The organism is Streptomyces sp. R-07 (genome assembly GCF_049913175.1).
Taxonomy (GTDB): domain Bacteria; phylum Actinomycetota; class Actinomycetes; order Streptomycetales; family Streptomycetaceae; genus Streptomyces.
The window spans coordinates 2,263,749-2,282,611 of the sequence record NZ_CP183978.1 but is presented as its reverse complement, the minus strand read 5'-3'; the positions used below and the strand labels follow the sequence as shown (position 1 = coordinate 2,282,611).

General features: G+C 73.2%; 17 protein-coding genes and 1 pseudogene. 8 read left to right on the top strand and 10 right to left on the bottom strand.

What is annotated here, in order from left to right; genetic code table 11:
* Positions 1-129: 129 nt before the first annotated feature.
* The 4 genes and pseudogenes from ACN9M0_RS10225 to ACN9M0_RS10210 all read right to left on the bottom strand — a co-directional run bounded on the left by ACN9M0_RS10225 (position 130) and on the right by ACN9M0_RS10210 (position 3,021).
* Positions 130-1,026, bottom strand: a complete 897-nt coding sequence (locus ACN9M0_RS10225) for a hypothetical protein (RefSeq protein WP_426403468.1) — start codon at positions 1,024-1,026, stop codon at positions 130-132.
* Positions 1,027-1,163: 137 nt separating this feature from the next.
* Positions 1,164-1,565 (bottom strand): annotated as a pseudogene (locus tag ACN9M0_RS10220) (DUF4259 domain-containing protein); the annotation flags it as partial.
* A gap of 103 nt (positions 1,566-1,668) precedes the next feature.
* Entirely contained in the window at positions 1,669-2,094 is a 426-nt protein-coding gene (locus ACN9M0_RS10215) for a MarR family winged helix-turn-helix transcriptional regulator (RefSeq protein WP_366037958.1), read from the bottom strand.
* A 42-nt stretch (positions 2,095-2,136) separates the two neighbouring features.
* Entirely contained in the window at positions 2,137-3,021 is an 885-nt protein-coding gene (locus ACN9M0_RS10210; RefSeq protein ID WP_426403467.1) for an NmrA/HSCARG family protein, read from the bottom strand.
* 143 nt (positions 3,022-3,164) lie between these two features.
* Between ACN9M0_RS10210 and ACN9M0_RS10205 the strand changes: the two genes are divergently transcribed.
* The 4 genes from ACN9M0_RS10205 (at position 3,165) to ACN9M0_RS10190 (ending at position 9,455) form a co-directional block, all read left to right on the top strand.
* Entirely contained in the window at positions 3,165-5,405 is a 2,241-nt protein-coding gene (locus ACN9M0_RS10205; protein WP_426403466.1) for an acyl-CoA dehydrogenase, read from the top strand.
* Between the two features lie 12 nt (positions 5,406-5,417).
* Positions 5,418-6,632, top strand: a complete 1,215-nt coding sequence (locus ACN9M0_RS10200) for a lipid-transfer protein (RefSeq protein WP_366038081.1) — start codon at positions 5,418-5,420, stop codon at positions 6,630-6,632.
* A gap of 62 nt (positions 6,633-6,694) precedes the next feature.
* The gene (locus tag ACN9M0_RS10195; RefSeq protein ID WP_426403465.1) at positions 6,695-8,149 is read left to right on the top strand and encodes an MFS transporter; all 1,455 of its coding nucleotides are present in this window, start codon (positions 6,695-6,697) and stop codon (positions 8,147-8,149) included.
* A gap of 10 nt (positions 8,150-8,159) precedes the next feature.
* On the top strand, positions 8,160-9,455 hold the full coding sequence (locus ACN9M0_RS10190) for a phospholipase D-like domain-containing protein (protein WP_366037962.1): 1,296 nt from the start codon (positions 8,160-8,162) through the stop codon (positions 9,453-9,455).
* 10 nt (positions 9,456-9,465) lie between these two features.
* Here ACN9M0_RS10190 and ACN9M0_RS10185 read toward each other — a convergent pair whose 3' ends face one another.
* From ACN9M0_RS10185 to ACN9M0_RS10170, 4 genes are read right to left on the bottom strand one after another with little or no spacing between them, the layout of a single operon-like run.
* Entirely contained in the window at positions 9,466-10,071 is a 606-nt protein-coding gene (locus tag ACN9M0_RS10185) for a response regulator transcription factor (protein ID WP_366037963.1), read from the bottom strand.
* Positions 10,068-11,219, bottom strand: a complete 1,152-nt coding sequence (locus ACN9M0_RS10180; protein ID WP_426403464.1) for a sensor histidine kinase — start codon at positions 11,217-11,219, stop codon at positions 10,068-10,070. Before ACN9M0_RS10180 ends, ACN9M0_RS10185 begins: the two co-directional genes overlap by 4 nt.
* Positions 11,220-11,228: 9 nt before the next feature.
* Entirely contained in the window at positions 11,229-11,951 is a 723-nt protein-coding gene (locus ACN9M0_RS10175; protein WP_426403463.1) for an ABC transporter permease, read from the bottom strand.
* Positions 11,948-12,871 (bottom strand): ABC transporter ATP-binding protein, encoded by a 924-nt coding sequence (locus tag ACN9M0_RS10170; protein WP_366037965.1) that lies wholly within the window; start codon positions 12,869-12,871, stop codon positions 11,948-11,950. The genes ACN9M0_RS10175 and ACN9M0_RS10170 overlap by 4 nt, the downstream gene beginning before the upstream one ends.
* A 274-nt stretch (positions 12,872-13,145) precedes the next feature.
* On the opposite strand from ACN9M0_RS10170, the gene ACN9M0_RS10165 reads away from it, so the two are divergent.
* The 3 genes from ACN9M0_RS10165 to ACN9M0_RS10155 are packed head-to-tail and all read left to right on the top strand — an operon-like array spanning position 13,146 to position 16,077.
* Positions 13,146-14,000 carry a MaoC/PaaZ C-terminal domain-containing protein gene (locus tag ACN9M0_RS10165; protein ID WP_366037966.1) on the top strand — a complete coding sequence of 285 codons (855 nt, stop codon included), beginning with the start codon at positions 13,146-13,148 and terminating at the stop codon, positions 13,998-14,000.
* A 45-nt stretch (positions 14,001-14,045) separates the two neighbouring features.
* Positions 14,046-15,122 carry a Zn-dependent alcohol dehydrogenase gene (locus ACN9M0_RS10160; RefSeq protein ID WP_399701509.1) on the top strand — a complete coding sequence of 359 codons (1,077 nt, stop codon included), beginning with the start codon at positions 14,046-14,048 and terminating at the stop codon, positions 15,120-15,122.
* A 13-nt stretch (positions 15,123-15,135) separates the two neighbouring features.
* On the top strand, positions 15,136-16,077 hold the full coding sequence (locus ACN9M0_RS10155) for a 3-oxoacyl-ACP reductase (RefSeq protein WP_399701506.1): 942 nt from the start codon (positions 15,136-15,138) through the stop codon (positions 16,075-16,077).
* A 150-nt stretch (positions 16,078-16,227) separates the two neighbouring features.
* Here the strand turns inward: ACN9M0_RS10155 and ACN9M0_RS10150 are convergent, their stop codons facing one another.
* Both ACN9M0_RS10150 and ACN9M0_RS10145 read right to left on the bottom strand, forming a co-directional pair.
* Positions 16,228-16,362, bottom strand: coding sequence for a hypothetical protein (locus ACN9M0_RS10150; RefSeq protein WP_366037970.1), 135 nt, complete (start codon positions 16,360-16,362; stop codon positions 16,228-16,230).
* A gap of 47 nt (positions 16,363-16,409) precedes the next feature.
* A complete protein-coding gene (locus ACN9M0_RS10145; protein WP_426403462.1) occupies positions 16,410-17,570 on the bottom strand; it encodes a hypothetical protein in 1,161 nt (386 codons plus the stop codon).
* A gap of 230 nt (positions 17,571-17,800) precedes the next feature.
* Between ACN9M0_RS10145 and ACN9M0_RS10140 the strand changes: the two genes are divergently transcribed.
* Positions 17,801-18,838: an ABC transporter substrate-binding protein gene (locus ACN9M0_RS10140; RefSeq protein ID WP_366037972.1), complete on the top strand. Its 1,038-nt coding sequence runs from the start codon at positions 17,801-17,803 to the stop codon at positions 18,836-18,838.
* Positions 18,839-18,863: the final 25 nt, after the last annotated feature.

Genomic DNA, 18,863 nt, shown 5'->3' with positions numbered 1-18,863 from the left:
GTACGCGGGTACGGGCGCCCATCGTGCCCTACGCACCGCGCACGAACCACACCGTCCTCCCGGCGACCCGTCCATCCGTCCCCGGCGTCCAGGCACGGTCTCCACGGGACGAGCCCCGCGCCCGGGCGTTCAGGTGGTGCCGGTGGTGCCAGTGGTGCCGGTGGTGCCGGTTGTGCGGAGGTGGAGGGTCCAGGTGCGCACCGTGTACCGGGTCGGTTCCGCCGGGTGCTGCTCCGAGACCGTCGCCACGAGCAGCTCGCCGTCCCTCCGCAGGGACCGCAGCGACGGTGTGCCCCGGGAGCCGGCGTCGGGGCCGAGGTCGGCCAGGACGCCGGTGTCGAGCTGTCGTCCCACGGTGCGGATCAGCCCGCCGTCGAGGATCAGCAGGGTGCCGTCGGGGAGGACCACCGGCTTCGGCGGCTGGGGGTCGCTCAGGCGTGGTCCGCGCGTGATCGTCCCGCCGGGCAGCAGCCGGACGACCCGGCCGCGGGTCGGCACCCGGCGGTCGGCCTCGACCACGCGCAGGCCGGTGCCGACGACGTAGTGGCCGTACGAGGGCCAGTGGTCGGTCTCGGCGCCGTCGCGGTCGTACTCCCGCGTCTCGAACAGGCCGTAACCCTCGAGCCCCAGGACGAAACGACCGCCGCCCCGCGCGGCGCCCCGCTCGCCCCGCAGCTCGGCGACGAGACGTCCGTCCGCGAGGTCGAGGAGGAGCGCCGGTCCGAGGAACCCCCACGGGGTGTACTCCAGGGAGTCGGTCGTGACCAGGACCCGGTCGCCGGAGACGTGGGCGGCGTTGGGGACCCCGGCGCAGGCGTGGGTCCAGCGCGTGTGGCCGTCGGCGTCGGCCAGGGTGACCCTCCCGACCGCGCCGTGCACGGCCATCTCGCCCCGGCGGGCGAGCGGTTCGCCCGCGGCGCGGGCCCGTTCGTACGGCGGGACGCCCTCCGTACACCGGTGCTCGATGACCTTCGCACTCCACCGTCCGGCCGCCGCGGCGGGCTCGTCCTCCCGGAAGCTCGACATGAGGGGAGCGTAACGGCGGGCGAGCGGAAGCGTCAGACGCCGGCCGCCGAGCTCGCACCCGTGCCCGTGCCCCCTCCCGTGCCCGTGCCCGCTCCCGCGCCCGCTCCCGCGCCCGCTCCCGCGCCCCCTTCGGCTCCCGCTCCCGTGAGGATCGTCCGGAGCTCGGCCACGCCTGCCTTCCACTCCTCGCCGTCCGACTCCTCCCAGAGTTCGAGGAGTTCGGAGGGCTCGGTGAGGACCCGGTCCAGGGCCGCCACGGCCTCCGGGCGCAATTCCTCCGGAAGCGTCGGCAGCGGCTTCTTCGGGCCGTACGAAGTGGTGACGGGGGTGCCGCCCGGGCACTGCGCCGCGACCAGGGCCGCCGAGGCGATCGCCTCCACCGCCAGGTCCGAGTCGAGGTACTCCTCGCCCGTCGCGGTCACCTCACGGAAGGCCGCGAGTAGCACCTCGGCCCGCTTCTCCTCCGGGGCTTCGTCCACCCGGTACGAGAAGTCGGCGGCGGTGTCGTTGTCGAAGGGGCCGATGTCCCACGTACCCATGGCGTGCTCACTCTCTCCGTCGGTCAGGTCTGCGGGAAGCGTGGCAGGTGCCACTGACAACGGGCGGTCGGCGAGCCAGGCGTGCAAGGTGCTCGAACGCCTGTCAGGGGCGGGGGCCTTCGAGGTTCTCGATCATGCGCTCCAGGACGCGGACGGCGGTGCGGTACTCGTCCGTCGTGATGCCCTCGACGGACCGGGTGCGGAACGCCGCCACCTGCGCCGCGACCTCGGTCAGGCGGCGGGCGCCGTCGGGGGTGAGGGCGAGTCGCCCCGGGGCCGGGCGGGACGCCCAGCCGCCGGCGAGGACGGTGTCGACCGCGGCGGTCAGGGTGGGGACGTCGGCGTTGGCCGAGAGGGTCGAGAGGACCTCGGCGTCGGCGGTCGCGCCGTCGCCGTCCCTGACGACGTTGAGGACCTGCCAGGCGACGCGGGTGAGGCCGAACTCCCCGAGCGTTCCGTCCATGACGCGGGTGAGCGCCTCGTCGGTGCGGTTGAGCAGATAGCCGATGGGCTTGGCCTTGGGCTCCATGCGGGAATCTCCAGGTGGGGTGGGCAAGTCGGTGGGGTCGGGTCAGTGGTGAGCCGGCGCGGGCTCGGACGTCAGTATCGCCGTCCAGTCCTGGGTCCGGGCCCAGTCGTCGAAGCCCTGCCAGCCGACCTCGGGGAACTCGCGGCGCAGGCCGGCGACATCGACGTCGAGACCGGTCGTCGTGAAGTACGAGAACATCGCTGCCAGGTCCGTGGACCGGGTTCGCACGGAGGCGAGTGGGACCTCCTGGAAGGAGACCGGGCGGTCGAGGGCGGCGGCGAGGATGCCGGTCATCTCCCCGGGGGTCCGCTCGTCGGAGGCGATGTCGATGCGCCGGCCCGTGAAGTCCTCGCGACGCCCGAGGGCGAGCGCGGCGAACGCGCCGATGTCCCGGGAGGAGATGAGGGCGAGCGGGCGGTCGGCCGGCATCGGCCAGGCGAAGGTCCCCCCGCGCAGTCCTTCGGCGGTCCAGCCGCCGGCGTAGTTGTCCATGAACGCCGCGGGGCCGATCACCGTCCAGGGCGTGCCGGAGGCGCGGAGGTGGTGCTCGATCACCCGCTTGCTCTCGTAGTGCGGGACGCCGGTGTCGCGGTCGGCGTGGGCGACGGAGGTGAGGACGACGTGTCCGAGGCGGGCGGTCGCCGCCGAGTCGACGAGGTTCCCGCCCTGCCGGATCTCGCCCTCGGTCCCGGCCTCGAAGGTGGTGACGGCGAAGAGGGAGTCGGCGTCCGCGAGGGCGGCGTCGAGCGAGGAGCGGTCGTCGAGGTCCGCGTACCGCACCTCGGCGCCGAGGGCGCGCAGGGTGTCGGCGGCCGGAGAGGCGGGGCGGCGGGTGAGGGCGCGCACCCGGTGGCCCGCGGCGAGCAGGCTGCGGGCGGTGGCTCCGCCCTGGGTTCCGGTGGCTCCGGTGACGGCGACGGTGAGCATGGTTCCCCCTGAGGTAGTTGCTGTGTGGTGCATTCTCTGTGCCACACAGGAGACTCTACCTCGATTCCTCTGCGCCGCGCAGGTTTTTTTCGATCGCGTTTCTGACCTTCCGTCAGAATGGAACGTGTTCTAGTCTGCGGCGCATGGGCATCGCCATCACGCACGAACAGCGGGAGCTCGCCCGATCCGTCCGGGGCTGGCTCACCCGCGCCGTACCCCCCGAGGAAGTCCGCAAGCACCTGGACGTCCCCGACACCGCCACCGGCCGCCCCGCCCACTGGGACGCCGCCGCCGAACAAGGACTCCTCGGACTGCACCTCCCCGAGGAGTACGGCGGCGGAGGCGGCGACCTCGGGGACCTCGCCGTCGTCGTGGAGGAGGCGGCGCGGGCCCTGCTGCCCGGGCCCTACCTGCCCTCCGTACTCGCCGCCGAGCTCCTCCACCGGTGCGGGCAGCCCGAATCGGCGGGCACGCTCGCGCGTGGGGAGCGGATCGGGGCCGTCGCCCTCGGCGGCACCGGCACCCTCACCGCCGTCCGCACCGCGAGCGGCTACCTCCTCGACGGCACCGCGCCCCCCGTCCTCGGCGGCGCCCAGGCCGACCTGGTGCTCCTCCGGGCCGCCACCGCAGACGGGTCCGTCTGGCTCGCCGTCGACACCGACGGCCTCGCCGTCCGGCCCCACGAGAGCGCCGACCCCACCCGGCCCACCGCCGAGATCGCCGCCCGCGCCGCCCACGTCCCCGCCGCGCGCGCACTCACCCTCGAAGAGGCCCGCGACGGCAGCGCCTCCGACGGCAGCGCCTCCGGCGCGGCCGGCGACATGCTTCCCGGCGCAGCCGCCGTCACCGCCCTCGTCCACGACCGCGCCGCCGTCCTCTTCGCCGCAGACGCCTGCGGCACCGCCGCCCGCGCCGTCGAGACCGCCGCCGAACACGCCCGCACCCGCGAGCAGTTCGGCCGGCCCATCGGACAGTTCCAGGGCGTCAAGCACCTCTGCGCCGACATGCTCGTCCGGCTCGAACAGGCCCGCGCCCTCACCTGGGACGCCGCCCGCGCCGGCCACGACGAGGCCCGCTCCCTCACCGCGGCGCTCGCCGCCGCCACCGCCCTCGACACCGCGTACACCTGCGCCAAGGACTGCATCCAGATCCTCGGCGGCACCGGCTTCACCTGGGAGCACGACGCCCATCTGCTGCTCCGCCGCGCCCTCGTCGCCCGCCAGCTCCTCGGCACCGGTGACCACCACCGGCTCGCCGCCCTCCGGCACGCCGCCGCCGGCGTCCGGCGCGGCCTCCGCCTCGACCTGCCGCCCGAGGCCGACGCGTACCGGCGCGAGGCCCGCGAGGCCGTCGCCCCCGCCGCCGGACTCGACCCGGCGGCCGCCCGCCGCACCCTCGCCCCCACCGGCTACGCGGCCCCGCACCTCCCGGAGCCGTACGGACTCGGCGCGGGCCCCCTCCAGCAGCTCGCCGTCCAGCGGGAGCTGGACGAGGCCGGGATCACCGTCTCCGGGCTCGGCATCGCCACCTGGGTCGTCCCCTCGCTCCTCGCCCACGGCACCCCCGAGCAGCAGGCCGAGCACCTCGGCCCGACCCTGCGCGGCGAACGCCTCTGGTGCCAGCTCTTCTCCGAGCCCGGCGCCGGCTCCGACCTCGCCTCCCTCCGCACCCGCGCCGAACGCACCGAGGACGGGCGCTGGCGGATCAACGGACAGAAGGTGTGGACGAGCGCCGCCCAGTGGGCCCACCACGGCATCCTGCTCGCCCGTACCGACCCCACCGCCCCCAAGCACCAGGGGCTCACCTACTTCCTCGTCGACATGCGGAACACCCCCGGGATCGACGTCCGGCCGCTCAAGGAGATCACCGGGGACTCCCTCTTCAACGAGGTCTGGTTCGACGACGCGATCCTCCCCGCCGACGCCGTCGTCGGCGAGGTGAACGGCGGCTGGCGGGTCGCCCGCAACACCCTCGGCAACGAACGCGTCCACATGGCCGACCAGGTCGCCTTCGACACCGGCCTCGAAGCCGTCATCGCCCGGGCGGACCGGGCCGACAGCTCCGTACGCGTACGGATCGGGGCGCTGCTCGCCGAGGCGCACGCGCTCGCGTGCATCGGCCTGCGCACCACCCTGCTCCAGGTGTCCGGTCTCGAACCCGGCGCGGGCGCCAGCGTCCGCAAGCTCGTCCAGACCCTCCACCAGCAGAGACTCGCCGAACTCACCCTCGAACTCCTCGGCCCCGAAGGCGCCGTCCGCGAGGGTCCCGGCGAACGGGCCGTCCACGGACTGCTCATGTCCCGCTGCCTCACCATCGCGGGCGGCACCACCCAGGTACAGCTCAATGTCGTCGCCGAGCGCCTGCTCGGCCTCCCCAGGGACTGAGAGGGCACGATGATGAAGGCGTACGTCGTCGGCGTCGGGATGACGAAGTTCGAGAAGCCCGAGACCCGGGACTGGCAGTACTGGGACATGGCCCGGGAGGCGGGGACCGCCGCCCTCGCCGACGCGGGCGTCCCCTACGCGCGCGTGGAGCAGGCCGCCGTCGGCTACTGCTTCCAGGCCTCCACCGCGGGCCAGCGCGCCGTCTACGAGCTCGGGCTCAGCGGCATCCCCGTCTACAACCTCAACAACAACTGCGCGACCGGCTCCACCGCGCTCATGACCGCCCGGCAGTTCGTCGAGGGCGGAGTCGCCGACTGCGTCCTCGCCCTCGGCTTCGAGAAGATGAGCCGGGGTTCGCTCGGCGGCGGTTCGGGCGCCGGAGCCCGCGGCGGAGCCGCTGATGTCGGGGGCGCGACCTCTCCCGTCGCCCGGCACTACGGCATCATGGCCGCCGCCCACGGCTTCGAGATGTCCCCGCCCACCGCCCAGATCTTCGGCAACGCGGCCCGCGAGCACATGGAGCGGTACGGGACGACCGAGGTGCAGCTCGCGGCCGTCGGCGCCAAGAACCACCAGCACTCCGCGAACAACCCGAACGCCCAGTTCCAGGACGTCTACACCGTCGACGAGATCCTCGCCGCGAAGACCGTCCACCGGCCGCTGACCAAGCTCCAGTGCTCGCCCACCTCCGACGGCGCGGCCGCCGCCCTCGTCGTGTCGGAACGTTTCGTCGCCGAACACGGCCTCCAGGACCGGGCCGTGGAGATCGCCGGCCAGGCGATGACCACCGACACCGAGGACTCCTTCGCCTCCGGCTCCTGCATCGACGCCGTCGGCCGCCCGATGTCCCGGGCCGCCGCCCGCCTGGTGTACGAACGCTCCGGGCTCGGCATCGAGGACGTCGACGTCGTCGAACTCCACGACTGCTTCTCCGTCAACGAACTCCTCACCTACGAGGCGCTCGGCATGTGCGAGGACGGCGCCTCCGGCAAGCTCGTCGAGTCCGGCGCCACCACGTACGGCGGGCGCTGGGTCGTGAACCCCTCCGGCGGCCTCATCTCCAAGGGCCACCCGCTCGGCGCGACCGGCCTCGCCCAGGCCGCCGAACTGGTCTGGCAGCTGCGGGGCGAGGCGGGGGCCCGCCAGGTGGCGGGGGCGCGGGTCGGACTCGCGCACAACATCGGCCTCGGCGGCGCGGCGGTGGTGACACTGCTGCGGAAGTCGTAGGTCCGAACCGCCAAGGCACTGGGACGGAAGCCCCATGTACGGGGTGGAAGCGGTCTGCGACCATGACATCCATGCCGCAGACCGACTCCGCCACCACGGCCGCGCCCGCCACGCCCCGACGCCCGCCCCGCCCCTGGACGGTCGTCCTGACCGCCTGCGCGGGGCAGTTCCTCGTCGTCCTCGACGTCTCCGTCGTGAACGTGGCGCTGCCGTCGATGCGAGCCGACCTCGGGCTCTCGGCGGCCGGCCTGCAGTGGGTGATCAGCGCCTACGCGATCGCCTTCGCCGGGTTCATGCTGCTCGGCGGGCGGGCCGCCGACCTCTACGGGCGCAAGGCGATGTTCCTCCTCGGGCTCGGTCTCTTCACCGCCGCCTCGGTCGCGGGCGGCCTCGCCCAGGAGGGCTGGCAGCTCGTCGCGGGCCGCGCGGTCCAGGGCCTCGGCGCGGCCGTCCTCTCCCCGGCGACGCTGACCCTGGTCACCGGCGCCGTCGCCGCCGGAGCCGCCAGGACCCGGGCCATCGCCACATGGACGGCGGTGGGCGCGGCCGGCGGCGCGGCGGGCGGCTTCGTCGGCGGTCTCCTCGTCGACCTGTTCTCCTGGCGCTGGGTCCTCCTGATCAACGTCCCGATCGGCGTCCTCGTCCTGGCGGGCGCGGTGCTCTGGCTCCGCGAGAGCCGCACCGGCACCGGCCGCCGCCTCGACCTGCCGGGCGCCGTCCTCGTCACCGCGGGCCTCGCGACCCTCGCGTACGGCATCGTCCAGACGGAGGAGGCCGGCTGGACCGATCCGGCGACCCTCCTGACGCTCCTCGGCGGCCTCGGGCTCCTCGCCGTCTTCGTGACCGTCGAGGCCCGCACCGTCGCCCCGCTGATGCCGCTGAAGCTGTTCCGTACGCGGGCGGTGTCGGCGGCCAACGTGGGGATCCTGCTGTGCGGTTCGAGCTCCTTCGGCATGTGGTTCTTCATGACGTCGTACGCGCAGAGCGTCCTCGGCTACAGCCCGCTCCAGGCGGGCCTCGCGCTCGTCCCGAGCTCCCTCAGCGTCATCCTGGGCTCGAAGTCGGCCCCGCGACTGATGCCGTCCGTCGGCGCCCGGAACCTCGCGGTGATCGGCGCGCTCATCGGGGCCCTCGGGTTCGCCTGGCAGTCCACGATGACCGCCGACGGCAGCTTCCTGACGACGATCCTGGGCCCCGGGATCCTGATGATGGGCGGCATCGGCCTGGCCACCACCCCGCTGGCCACGCTCGCCACCTCCAGCGCCGCCCCGGGCGACGCGGGCCTGGTCTCCGGCCTCGTCAACACCTCCCGCACGATGGGCGGCGCCCTCGGCCTCGCGACCCTCTCCGCGATCGCCGCGGCGGCCACCCCGACGGTCGTCACCTTCGGCGACCCGGACCCGTCCCTCCTGGTCCCGGGCTACGCGACGGCCTTCCGCACCTCGGCGGCGATCCTGGTCGGAGCGGCGGCCCTGATGTCCCTCTGGCTGCCGAGGACCACGGAGCGCCGTGGGTGAGAATGCCCAAGTGATATCGATCAAGAGCAAGTTCAGAACCGGCGTGACCGCCCTCGCCGTGGGCGCGGCACTGACGATCGCCCCGTCGGCCTCGGCGGAGCCGGTCCTGGCGGTGACCACCGGTGCCGTGTTCAACGAGCCGTCGAGCACGGACGCGGCCGCCCGCGGCCGGATCCTCTTCCACCTGGCCGACCTCGTCGACGGCGCGGAGGCCGGCTCGTCCGTCCGGATCTCCCTCTACCTGTTCCAGTCGCAGTACCTGGCCGACAAGCTGGGCGCCGCCCACCGCAGGGGCGTCTCGGTGCAGGTCGTCCTCGACCACGACAGCACGTCCACCGCGGCCGACAGCCTGAAGAGCCAGCTGGCGGCGCCGGGGGCGACCGACTCCTGGGTGCGGAGCTGCAAGAACGAGGAAGCCTGTCTGGCCCTGGACCCGGGCACCTCGGCGAGCGACCCCGACGGCTGGTACGACAACGTCAACCACAACAAGTTCTTCCTGTTCTCCCGCACCAAGGGCAAGGGCACCGTCCCCGTGGACAACGTGGTGGTGCAGTCCTCCGGCAACCTCACCGGCCAGGACCTCAGCTCCTGGTGGAACGACGCCCTGACGGTCGCGGACAACAAGACCCTGTTCGACGCGTACGGCGCGTACTTCACCGACCAGGCCGCTGCGGCGATCGGACAGACGCCCCAGGTCGCCGACTACGCGCACGACACCCAGGCGGGCATGGCCAAGGTCTACTTCTTCCCCCGCGCCACCTCCGACACGGTGGTCAACATCCTCAAGACCGTGGCGCCGGCCGGCACCGCGACCCCCTGCCAGGGCAACGGCCCGGGATTCGGCACCACGGACGGCCGGACGAAGATCCGCATCGCCCAGGGCCACATCACCCGCACCGAGGTGGCCCGGCAGCTGTGGGAGCTCGCCCAGGCGGGCTGCCACGTCGAGATCGTCTACCGTTCGCTCGACAACTGGCCGACCGACGGCGTTCCCACCTCGCAGGTGGCCAACTGGCTGACGAAGCCGACGACCGGGAAGGGCCGCATCGTCCTGCACCAGCTCGACAACGACGGCCGCGGCGGCACCGACTCCCACACGAAGTACCTGCTGATCGAGGGCACGTACCTCAACGGCGTCAACAAGAAGATCGTCTTCACCGGCAGCCACACCTACACGGAGACGGCGCTCAGGTACAACGACGAGGCGCTGCTCAAGTACGAGGACAACCAGGACACGTCGGTCTTCGACGCCTACCTGAGGAACTTCGAGGCCCAGCGCTCGGCCTCGCAGTCCGAAGGCCTGTAGCGCCCCCGGCCTACAGCCACCCCTGCCGCCGCGCAGCCCTCACGGCTTCCATCCTGTTCCGCGTGCCCGTCTTGCCGATCGCGGACGACAGGTAGTTGCGGACGGTGGACTCCGAGAGGTGGAGGGTGGCGGCGATGTCCGCGATCGTCGCCCCGTCCACCGAGGCCGCAAGCGCGTCCCGCTCACGGCCCGTCAGGGGGTTCGGGCCCGCGCTGAGGGCCGCCGCCGCGAGGGCCGGGTCGATGACCGTCTCGCCGCGCAGGACCTGGCGGACCGCCTCGGCCAGGTCCTCCACGGGACCGTCCTTCACGAGGAAGCCCGCCGCACCCGCCTCCATCGCCCGGCGCAGATAGCCGGGGCGGCCGAAGGTCGTGAGGATCAGCACCCGGCAGTCCGGGGCCTCGGCCCGCAGGTCCGCCGCCGCGTCGAGCCCCGAGCGGCCCGGCAGCTCGATGTCGAGGAGGGCCACGTCGGGGCGGGACAGCAGCGCCGCGTCCACGATCTCGTCCCCCCGTCCGACCTGCGCGACCACCTCGATGTCGGGCTCCATCCCGAGCAGCAGGGCCAGCGCCCCGCGCATCATGCCCTGGTCCTCGGCGAGCAGAAGTCTGATCATTCCGTGGGCTCCCCCTGGTGCTGTACGGAGGTCTCCACGGGGAGTTCCGCGGTGACCCGGAAGCCGCGCCGTGGAGCGGGTCCCGAGTCAAGAGTGCCGCCTGCCGCGGCGACCCGCTCGCGCAGGCCGCGCAGGCCGCTGCCCGGGGTGCCGGCGGCCGGGCCGCGGCCGTTGTCCGTGACGGTGAGGCGGACCCGGTCGGCGGAGCCCGAGAGGTCGATCTCGCAGCGGGTCGCGCCGCTGTGCCGTACCGCGTTCGTCGCCGACTCCCGCACCACCCAGCTCAGCAGGGCCTCCGTCTGGGGCTCCAGGAGCGGGCCCGAGCGGCGGACGACCGGTTCGATGCCGGCCGTGGAGAGCGCGTCGCGCGCCCGGTCCAGTTCGGTGGCGAGACTGCCCTCGCGGTAGCCGGTCACCGCCTCCCTGATCTCGGTCAGCGCCTGACGCCCCACCGACTCGATGTCCGCGACCTGCGCGAGGGCCGCGTCCAGGTCGCGCGGGGCGAGCCGCCGGACGACCTCCGACTTCACGACGATCACGGACAGGGTGTGGCCGAGCAGGTCGTGCAGGTCGCGCGAGAACCGCAGCCGCTCCTTCTCGACGGCCGTCCTGGCCAGCTCCTCCCGGGTGGCCCGCAGCTGCCGCACCGTCTCGTCGAGCGCGAGGATCGCCGCCGTCACCATGACCGAGATGAACGTGCCGTACACGATGCCGAGGGAATCCCAGCCGTCCCGCCAGAACGTCACCGCACCGGTCCCGAGGACCAGCGGGAACGTGATCACGGGCAGGAGCCTGCCGCGCCGCACCACGGCGCCGACCCCGAGGCCCAGGAGCGGGAAGAGGAGCAGCCATTCCCGGCCGTAGCCGATGGCCAGGCCGAAGGTGAGCGCCCCGAGGCCGGCGAGGAGTCCCCAGGTCAGGGGGGCTTCCCGGGTGCGCGGGTCGAAGGCGCGGAACACGATGGCGATGTACAGCGTGTTGAAGGCGAGCAGCCCGAGGCCGCCGAGCCAGGGGTTGGGCGCCTCGCCGCCGAGGAGGTGGGAGAGCGCCCCCAGGCCCATCAGGAGCCAGGGGAGGAGGCTCAGTCCGCTGGGCCCCCGGTCGTGGCGCTTGTGCGCCCTCGCTCTCCACCGCTGCCGGATCGTCATGTCCACTCCCTACATCGTCCTCGCCGAACGACGGTACGAGACCGCCGCGTACGTGCCGAACAGTGCCGCCCAGACGGCGACGACCGCGAGCGCCGCCGTGCCCGGCGCGTGTCCGTCGGCGACCGAGACGCCGAGCTCGGCGAAGCGGTTGGTCGGGGTGTACTCGGAGAGGGAGCGCAGCCAGCCGGGGAAGAGGCTCACCGGGAACCACAGGCCGCCGAGGACCGCGAGGCCCAGGTTGCAGGCGATGTTCACGACCCCGGTCGTCTGGGCGGTGAGCCGGTAGCCGTTGCCGATGCCGAGGAGGGTGAAGGGGAGCGAGCCGAGCCAGAGGGTGAGGGCGACCACGGCCCACTGCCAGGCCGCCAGGTGGACGCCGTTGACGAGGCCGCCGGCGAGGAGGACTCCGACGATCGCCGGGAGCACCACCACCGAGCCGGTGAGGGCGCGGCCGGTGACGACCTGACGCGGGGTCATCGGTGTGATCCGCAGCTGCCGCAGCCAGCCGGACGACTTGTCCTCGGCGACGCCCGTGCCGATCGACAGGGCGGCGCCGAGGGCTCCGTACGCCGCCATGCCGACCATGGAGGCGGTCTTCCATTCCTCTTGGTTCTGGCCGCCGAGGTTGGTGAAGAGGAGGTACATCATCACCGGGACGGCGATGCTGCCGATGGCGAAGCCGGTGTCGCGCAGGGTGCGGCGGACTTCGAGGCGTACGCACTCGGTGATCATCGGGTCGTCTCCAGGGGGCGGGCGTGCGCGGCGGGGGCGTGCGCGGTGAGGGCGAGGAAGGCTTCGTTGAGGGATACGGGGGCGACCTCGAGGCCCCGGATCGCGTTCCGTTCGGCGAGCGCGCGGACGGTCGCGTCGGAGTCGCCGGTGAGGAGCCGGGCGCGGTCGCCGCGGATCTCGACGGAGGTCACTCCGGGGAGCAGGTGCAGGCCCTCGCTGGGGTCGCCGGCCAGGTCGAAGGCGACGAGGCTGCCTCCGGCCGCGCGCTTGAGCTCCTCGCCGGTGCCGTCGGCGAGGACGCGGCCGGAGTCGATGACGACGATCCGGTCGGCGTGGGCGTCGGCCTCCTCCAGGTAGTGGGTGGAGAACAGGACGGTGTTGCCGCGCCGGGCGTAGCCGCGCATCGAGTCCCAGAAGGCCTCGCGGGCCTCGACGTCGAGGGCGGCGGTGGGCTCGTCGAGGACGATCAGTTCGGGGTTGCCGGCGAGGGCGACGGCGAAGCGGACGCGCTGGACCTGGCCGCCGGAGAGGCGGTCGACGCGGCGGTCGGCGAGTTCGGTGAGGCCGGCGAGCGCGAGGGCCTCGGCGACCGGCAGGGGCTTCGGGTAGGTGCGGGCGACGAAGGTGACGAGCTCGCGGACGGTGACCCGGGGGACCGGGCGGCCGTCCTGGAGCATCGCGCCGGTCCGGCCGGCCGCGACGGCGCGGGCCGGGGTGCCGTCGAAGAGCCGCACCTCACCGCCGTCGGGCTCGTCGAGGCCGAGGAGCAGGCCGATGGTGGTGGACTTGCCGGCGCCGTTGCGGCCGAGCAGGGCGACGGTCTCGCCGCGGCGGATGGTGAGGTCGATGCCGTCCACGGCGCGGACCGGTCCGAAGGACCGGGTGACTCCGGTGAAGGCGACCGCTGTCTCGTTCTTCATGGGGACGACGCTACGGATCGGGGGCCAGGGACCGGCAGGCGTGGATGTACGGACCTGGCCGTGACAAATGTCCCGGGTGCCGTGCCCAGGACCATTTCTGACATGCCGTCAGGAGGGTTCACAACTCCCTCGGCCTCGGCTATACATGGGGTCCACCGACCTAGAACGCGTTCTAGAACGGCCGCGTACGGGACGGTCCCCGCACGGCCTCGGTGCGGCCGACGGTGCGGACGGTCGCGCCGAGGTCTTCCACGGAACGAGGAGCAGCAGCCCGATGCCCATCGACCCCGCAAAGGCCGTCGCCGCCGAACCCCGCAGCGCCGAGATCACCTGGGACCACAAGGACGTCCAGCTCTACCACCTGGGCCTCGGAGCAGGCGTCCCGGCCACGGACCCCGACGAGCTCCGCTACACCCTGGAGTCCCGGCTCCACGTCCTGCCCAGCTTCGCCACCGTCGCGGGCGCCGGCATGGGCGTCGTCGGCGGGCTCTCCGCCCCCGGCATCGACATCGACCTCGCCGCCGTCCTGCACGGCGGCCAGTCGATCACCCTCCACCGCCCCCTCCCCACCGGCGGCCGCGCCGTCTCCACCTCCCGCGTCGCCGCCGTGTACGACAAGGGCAAGGCGGCCGTCCTCGTCCTGCGCTCCGAGGCCGCCGACGAGGACGGCCCGCTGTGGACCAGCGACGCCTCGATCTTCGTCCGCGGGGAGGGCGGCTGGGGCGGCGACCGGGGCCCCTCGGAGCGCCTCGCGCTCCCGGACCGCGCGCCCGACGCCACCGTCGAGCGGCCGATCCGCGAGGAACAGGCCCTGCTCTACCGGCTCTCCGGGGACTGGAACCCGCTCCACGCCGACCCCGAGTTCGCCAAGCTCGCCGGCTTCGACCGGCCGATCCTGCACGGCCTCTGTTCGTACGGCATGACCCTCAAGGCGGTCGTGGACACGCTGCTCGGCGGGGACGTCACCCGCGTCCGCTCGTACCGCACCCGCTTCGCCGGCGTCGTCTTCCCCGGCGAGACCCTGCGCATCCGGATGTGGGCCGGCGACGGCCGCGTCCAGGTGGCGGTGACGGCCGTGGAGCGCGACGACGCCCCGGTCCTCGCCGACACCCTCGTCGAACACTCCTGATCGCTTGATCCCTTGATTGCCTGATCGTCTGATGGGAGCCGCACCATGCGCGCAGCCGTACTGCACGAGATCGGCCAGGACAAACTCGAAGTCCTCGACGACGTCGAGGCGGTGGGCTTCGGCCCCGGCAAGGTGCGGGTCCGGGTGAGGGCCACCGGCCTGTGCCACTCCGACGTCTCCGCGATGAGCGGCGTCCTCCCGCAGCCCGCCCCCTTCATCCCCGGCCACGAGGGCGCGGGCGAGATCCTCGACGTCGGCGACGGCGTCACCGGCCTCAGCCAGGGCCAGCGGGTCCTGCTCTGCTGGCTGCCCGCCTGCGGCAGCTGTCCGGCCTGCAAGCGCGGCCAGACGCAGCTGTGCCTGGCCGGCTTCATGAACGCCGGCATCCCCAACTTCAAGCGCCCCGGCGGCGACGTCTTCGGCTTCGCCGGCACCGGCACCTTCACCGAGGAGGTCGTCGTCGACGCGGGCTGCGCCGTCCCCATCCCCGACGACGTGCCCTTCGACATCGCCGCCCTCATCGGCTGCGGCGTCACCACTGGCCTCGGGGCCGCCATCAACACGGCGAAGGTGGAGGCCGGTTCGTCGGTCGCCGTCATCGGCTGCGGCGGCGTCGGCATCTCCGCCATCCAGGGCGCCAAGCTCCAGGGCGCCGCCCAGATCGTCGCCGTCGACCCGGTCGAGTCCCGGCGCGAGGCCGCACTTCGCTTCGGCGCCACCGAGGCGGTCGCCCCGGACGCGCTCGCCGACGCCAGGCAGCGGATCACCGGCGGCGAGGGCTTCGACTACGTCTTCGAGGTCGTCGGCAAGTCCGCCACCGCGCGGACGGCGTACGAGACGACCCGGCGCGGCGGCACCCTCTGCGTCGTCGGCGCGGGCGCCCTCGACGACTTCCTCCAGCTCAACATGTTCGAGCTGTTCTTCGACGAGAAGCGGATCCTGCCCTCGATGTACGGGGGCGGGGACGTGCTCCGTTCGTACGAGCGGACCATCGCGCTCTGGCGGGCCGGCCGCATCGACCTGGAGTCGCTCATCACCCACCGGGTGCCGCTGGCGGGCATCAACGAGGCCCTGGAGCAGATGCGGACGGGCACGGCCCTCCGTACATGCATCGAGATCTGAGAGGACCCGACCCATGTCACTCCCTCTTGAGGGACTGAGCGCGATCGTCACCGGCGCCGGGCGCGGTCTCGGCCGCGCCGAAGCCCTGGAACTGGCGCGGCTCGGCGCGGCCGTCGTCGTCAACGACTACGGGCAGCCCGGCCGCGACGGCTCGGGCGCGGCCTCCGCCGCACCCGCCGAGGAGGTCGCGGCGGAGATCCGCGCGGCGGGCGGCCGGGCGGTCGCGCACCTCGGCGACGTCTCCGACTTCGAGACGGCGCGGGCCCTGGTCGACCTGGCGGTATCGGAGTTCGGGAAGCTGGACGTGCTGGTCAACAACGCGGGCATCCTGCGCGACCGGATGGTCTTCTCCATGAGCGAGGACGAGTGGGACTCGGTCGTACGGGTCCACCTCAAGGGCCACTTCAACACCACGCACTTCGCGGCGGTGCACTGGCGGGGCCGCTCCAAGGCGGGTGAGACCGGCGTCTACGGCCGCATCGTCAACACGTCCTCGGAGGCCTTCCTCGCGGGCTCGGCCGGCCAGCCCAACTACGCGGCCGCCAAGGGCGGCATCGTGGGCCTGACCACCTCGTCGGCGCTCGCGCTCGCCCGGTACGGCGTGACGGCCAACGCGATCTGCCCGCGGGCCAGGACACGGATGACCGAGGACGTCTTCGCCGGCTTCGGGGAGCCGGGGGAGGGGGAGCTCGACCCGCTGTCCCCGGAGCACGTGGCGCCGCTCGTCGGCTATCTGGCGTCCCCGGCGGCGGCCGGGGTCAACGGGCAGCTGCTCGTCGTGCACGGCGGGATGGTGGCGGTCGTGGACCGGCCGAAGGTCTCGGCCAAGTTCGACACGGCCAAGGAGGCGTTCACGTACGAGGAGCTGGACTCCCTCCTGACCCCGCACTACGCGTCCCGCCCGGCGGGCGAGACCTTCGCGGCGACGGAGGTGCTGGGTCTGAAGAGGGACTAGGGGGTGTCTTGTCGGTCAGGCCGAATCAGGGAGCGGTGCCAGGCGTCGCGAGCCCGGCCTGACCGGCAAGACACCTCCCTGAGCCACGGGGGTGGCGGTGGGGAATGGCGAAGGGCCCCGGGGAGACCCCGGGGCCCTTCGTTTCTTCCCTCAGTGCGCGTGGGCCTCGGCCTCGCGGCGGTGGCGGCCGTGCGGCGAGGACGTGGAGTCCTCCGCCGGCGACGCCTCGCCGCGGTGCTTCCCGGAGCCGTGCGACTCCGAACCCTGCGTGCTTACTTCGGACATGCTGGAACTCACCCCGTACGTATTGCTCTTGCTGTGCGGCCGTGAGTCTAGCCAGCGGGTCTGCGGTCCGTGAGCGGAGCCTGCTGCAAAGGCACCGGGCGGCACACCCGCGGCTCCTCGGCGACCGTCACCGGCTCCGGCTCCGGCTCCGGCTCGGGCTCCGGCGGCAGCTCCAGGCCCGCGAGCCCGCACGGCGCCTCGGCCGTCGCGTACGGCAGCCGCAGCACGCCCTCGGCCGTCCACAGGCCCGCGCCGGCCAGCCAGCCCTGGGGCGCCGCCAGTTGGGCCATCCGGCGGGACGAGGGCTGCCAGACGCCCACCCAGCTGCCGGCCGCCGCGTCGATCCGCAGCGCCACCGCACAGCTCTCCGGCATCAGCACCTGCCCCGGCTGCACCGCGAAGGGCGTCACCGCCGCGTCGTCGAGCCGCAGGCACTCGGGGAACCGCACCGGCAGCAGGCTGCCGAGCACGCCCCAGCCGAGCCGGTCGTGTCCCGGGGACGGCGCGTCGGAGCGGATCAGGAGCAGCCCGCTGTCCGGGTCCGCGAGCAGCAGCCGGTCGTCGCTCCCCTCGGTGATCTGGAGCAGCGGCGTCACCTCCCCGCCCCGCTCCAGGTCGACGGCGACCGCCTTCACCGGCCCGCCGTCGAGCCGCCGGTCGAGCGCGAGCATCCGACCCGTACGGTCGAGCCATACCCCGCCCGTGCAGCGGCCCTTGACCTCCGCGACCTGCTCCGGGCCGAAGGCCCCGCCCGCCACCAGCCACAGCGTCGTGGTGTCGGGGCCGACGCACATCGCGTACGCGCAGATGCCGTCCGGCGAGGGCGGGAGCAGCACGAGACGCTCGGAGCCGGGCGCCTCCACCGCGCCGAGCTGGAGCTCGCCGGTGGCCGGGCCGGTGGGGTAGAGCAGCGAGAACGTGTTCCGCCGTCCGTCCACGCGGCGGGCGACGAGGACCCGGCCGTCCGCGAGGGGCAGCAGTTGGGTGCCGGGCTCCTCGGGCTGGCCGAGGGGGAGCGGGACGGCGTAGGGCTCGGGGCCGTCGAGGGTCCACCTCTCCACGCACAGGGCGTCTCCGGCGCCCGCGAGCCTGGCCGCGTACGCGCCGTTGGCCGTGATCGTGAACCCCGTCGGCCACCCGGCGTTCCCGCCCTGCTTCCCGGCGTCGTCGTCGTCCTCGGCCGTGGTCTCGATGGCACACGCTGTCATCGACTCGTCACCTCCGGCCACGAAGCTAGTTTTCGCACTTCCAGCCGAACAACACGAGCCGGGTCACTTCACACATAAGGGTGGCCGTGCGGCGATTCGGCTGAGGGCGAGGGGGCGGTTGTGCTGGAGTGGCCCGTGGTGAGTAAGGTAAGGCGAACCTAAGTGGAGCTTGTGCCTCCGCTGGGCCGTGCCCGTGTCCCCGCCAGGATGACCCGTACAGGAGCCTTCTCATGTCCCTCCGCCGCCGCGGCACCGCCGCCGCCGTCGCCCTCGCCGCCGCGCTCTCGCTCGCGGCCTGCGGAGGAGGCGACGGAGGATCCGACGCCTCCGGGAAGCAGGACACGGCCAAGAAGAAGGACGTCGCCACCGGCGGCAAGGACTTCGGCGACGCCGCCGCCGAGACCGCGGCCATGGGCACCGACGCGAAGCCGGGCCAGTTCCCCCGTACCCTCACCCACGCCCTCGGGAAGACCGAGATCGAGGCCGCGCCCAAGCGGGTCGTCGTCCTCGACGTCGGCGAGCTCGACAACGTCGTCTCCCTCGGCGTCCAGCCCGTCGGCTACGCCCCCTCCGAGGGCGACGACGGCATCCCCGCCTACCTCGCGAAGGACGCCGGCACCCCGAAGTCCGTCGGCACCATCAACAACCTCAACCTGGAGGCCATCGCCAACCTCCAGCCCGACCTCATCCTCGGCAGCCGGCTGCGCGCCGCCGACAAGTACGACGAGCTGTCGAAGATCGCGCCGACCGTGTTCTCCATCCGCCCGGGCTTCACCTGGAAGGAGAACTACCTCCTCAACGCCGCCGCGCTCGACAGGACGGCCGAGGCGAAGGCCGAGCTCGCCGCGTACGAGACCAAGGCCAAGCAGCTCGGCACGGACATCGGCCCCGACAAGCCGACCGTCTCGATGGTCCGCTACCTCCCCGGCAAGATCCGCCTCTACGCCAAGGCCTCCTTCATCGGCACGATCCTGGAGGACACCGGCCTGCCCCGGCCGAAGAACCAGCAGATCGACGACCTGGCGGCCGAGATCAGCCCCGAGAAGATCGACGAGGCCGACGCCGACTGGATCTTCACCGGCGTCTACGGCGACGCCAAGGCCACCAAGAAGGACACCGCCCAGGCCAACCCGCTCTGGAAGAACCTCAAGGCCGTCAAGGCGGGCCGGGCCAAGGACGTCCCGGACGAGACCTGGTACCTCGGCCTCGGCGTCACCGCGGCGAACAGCATCCTCGACGACCTGCGCGCCGACCTCGTCAAGAAGTAACCGACGGGAGCGTCTGGTGCTGTTC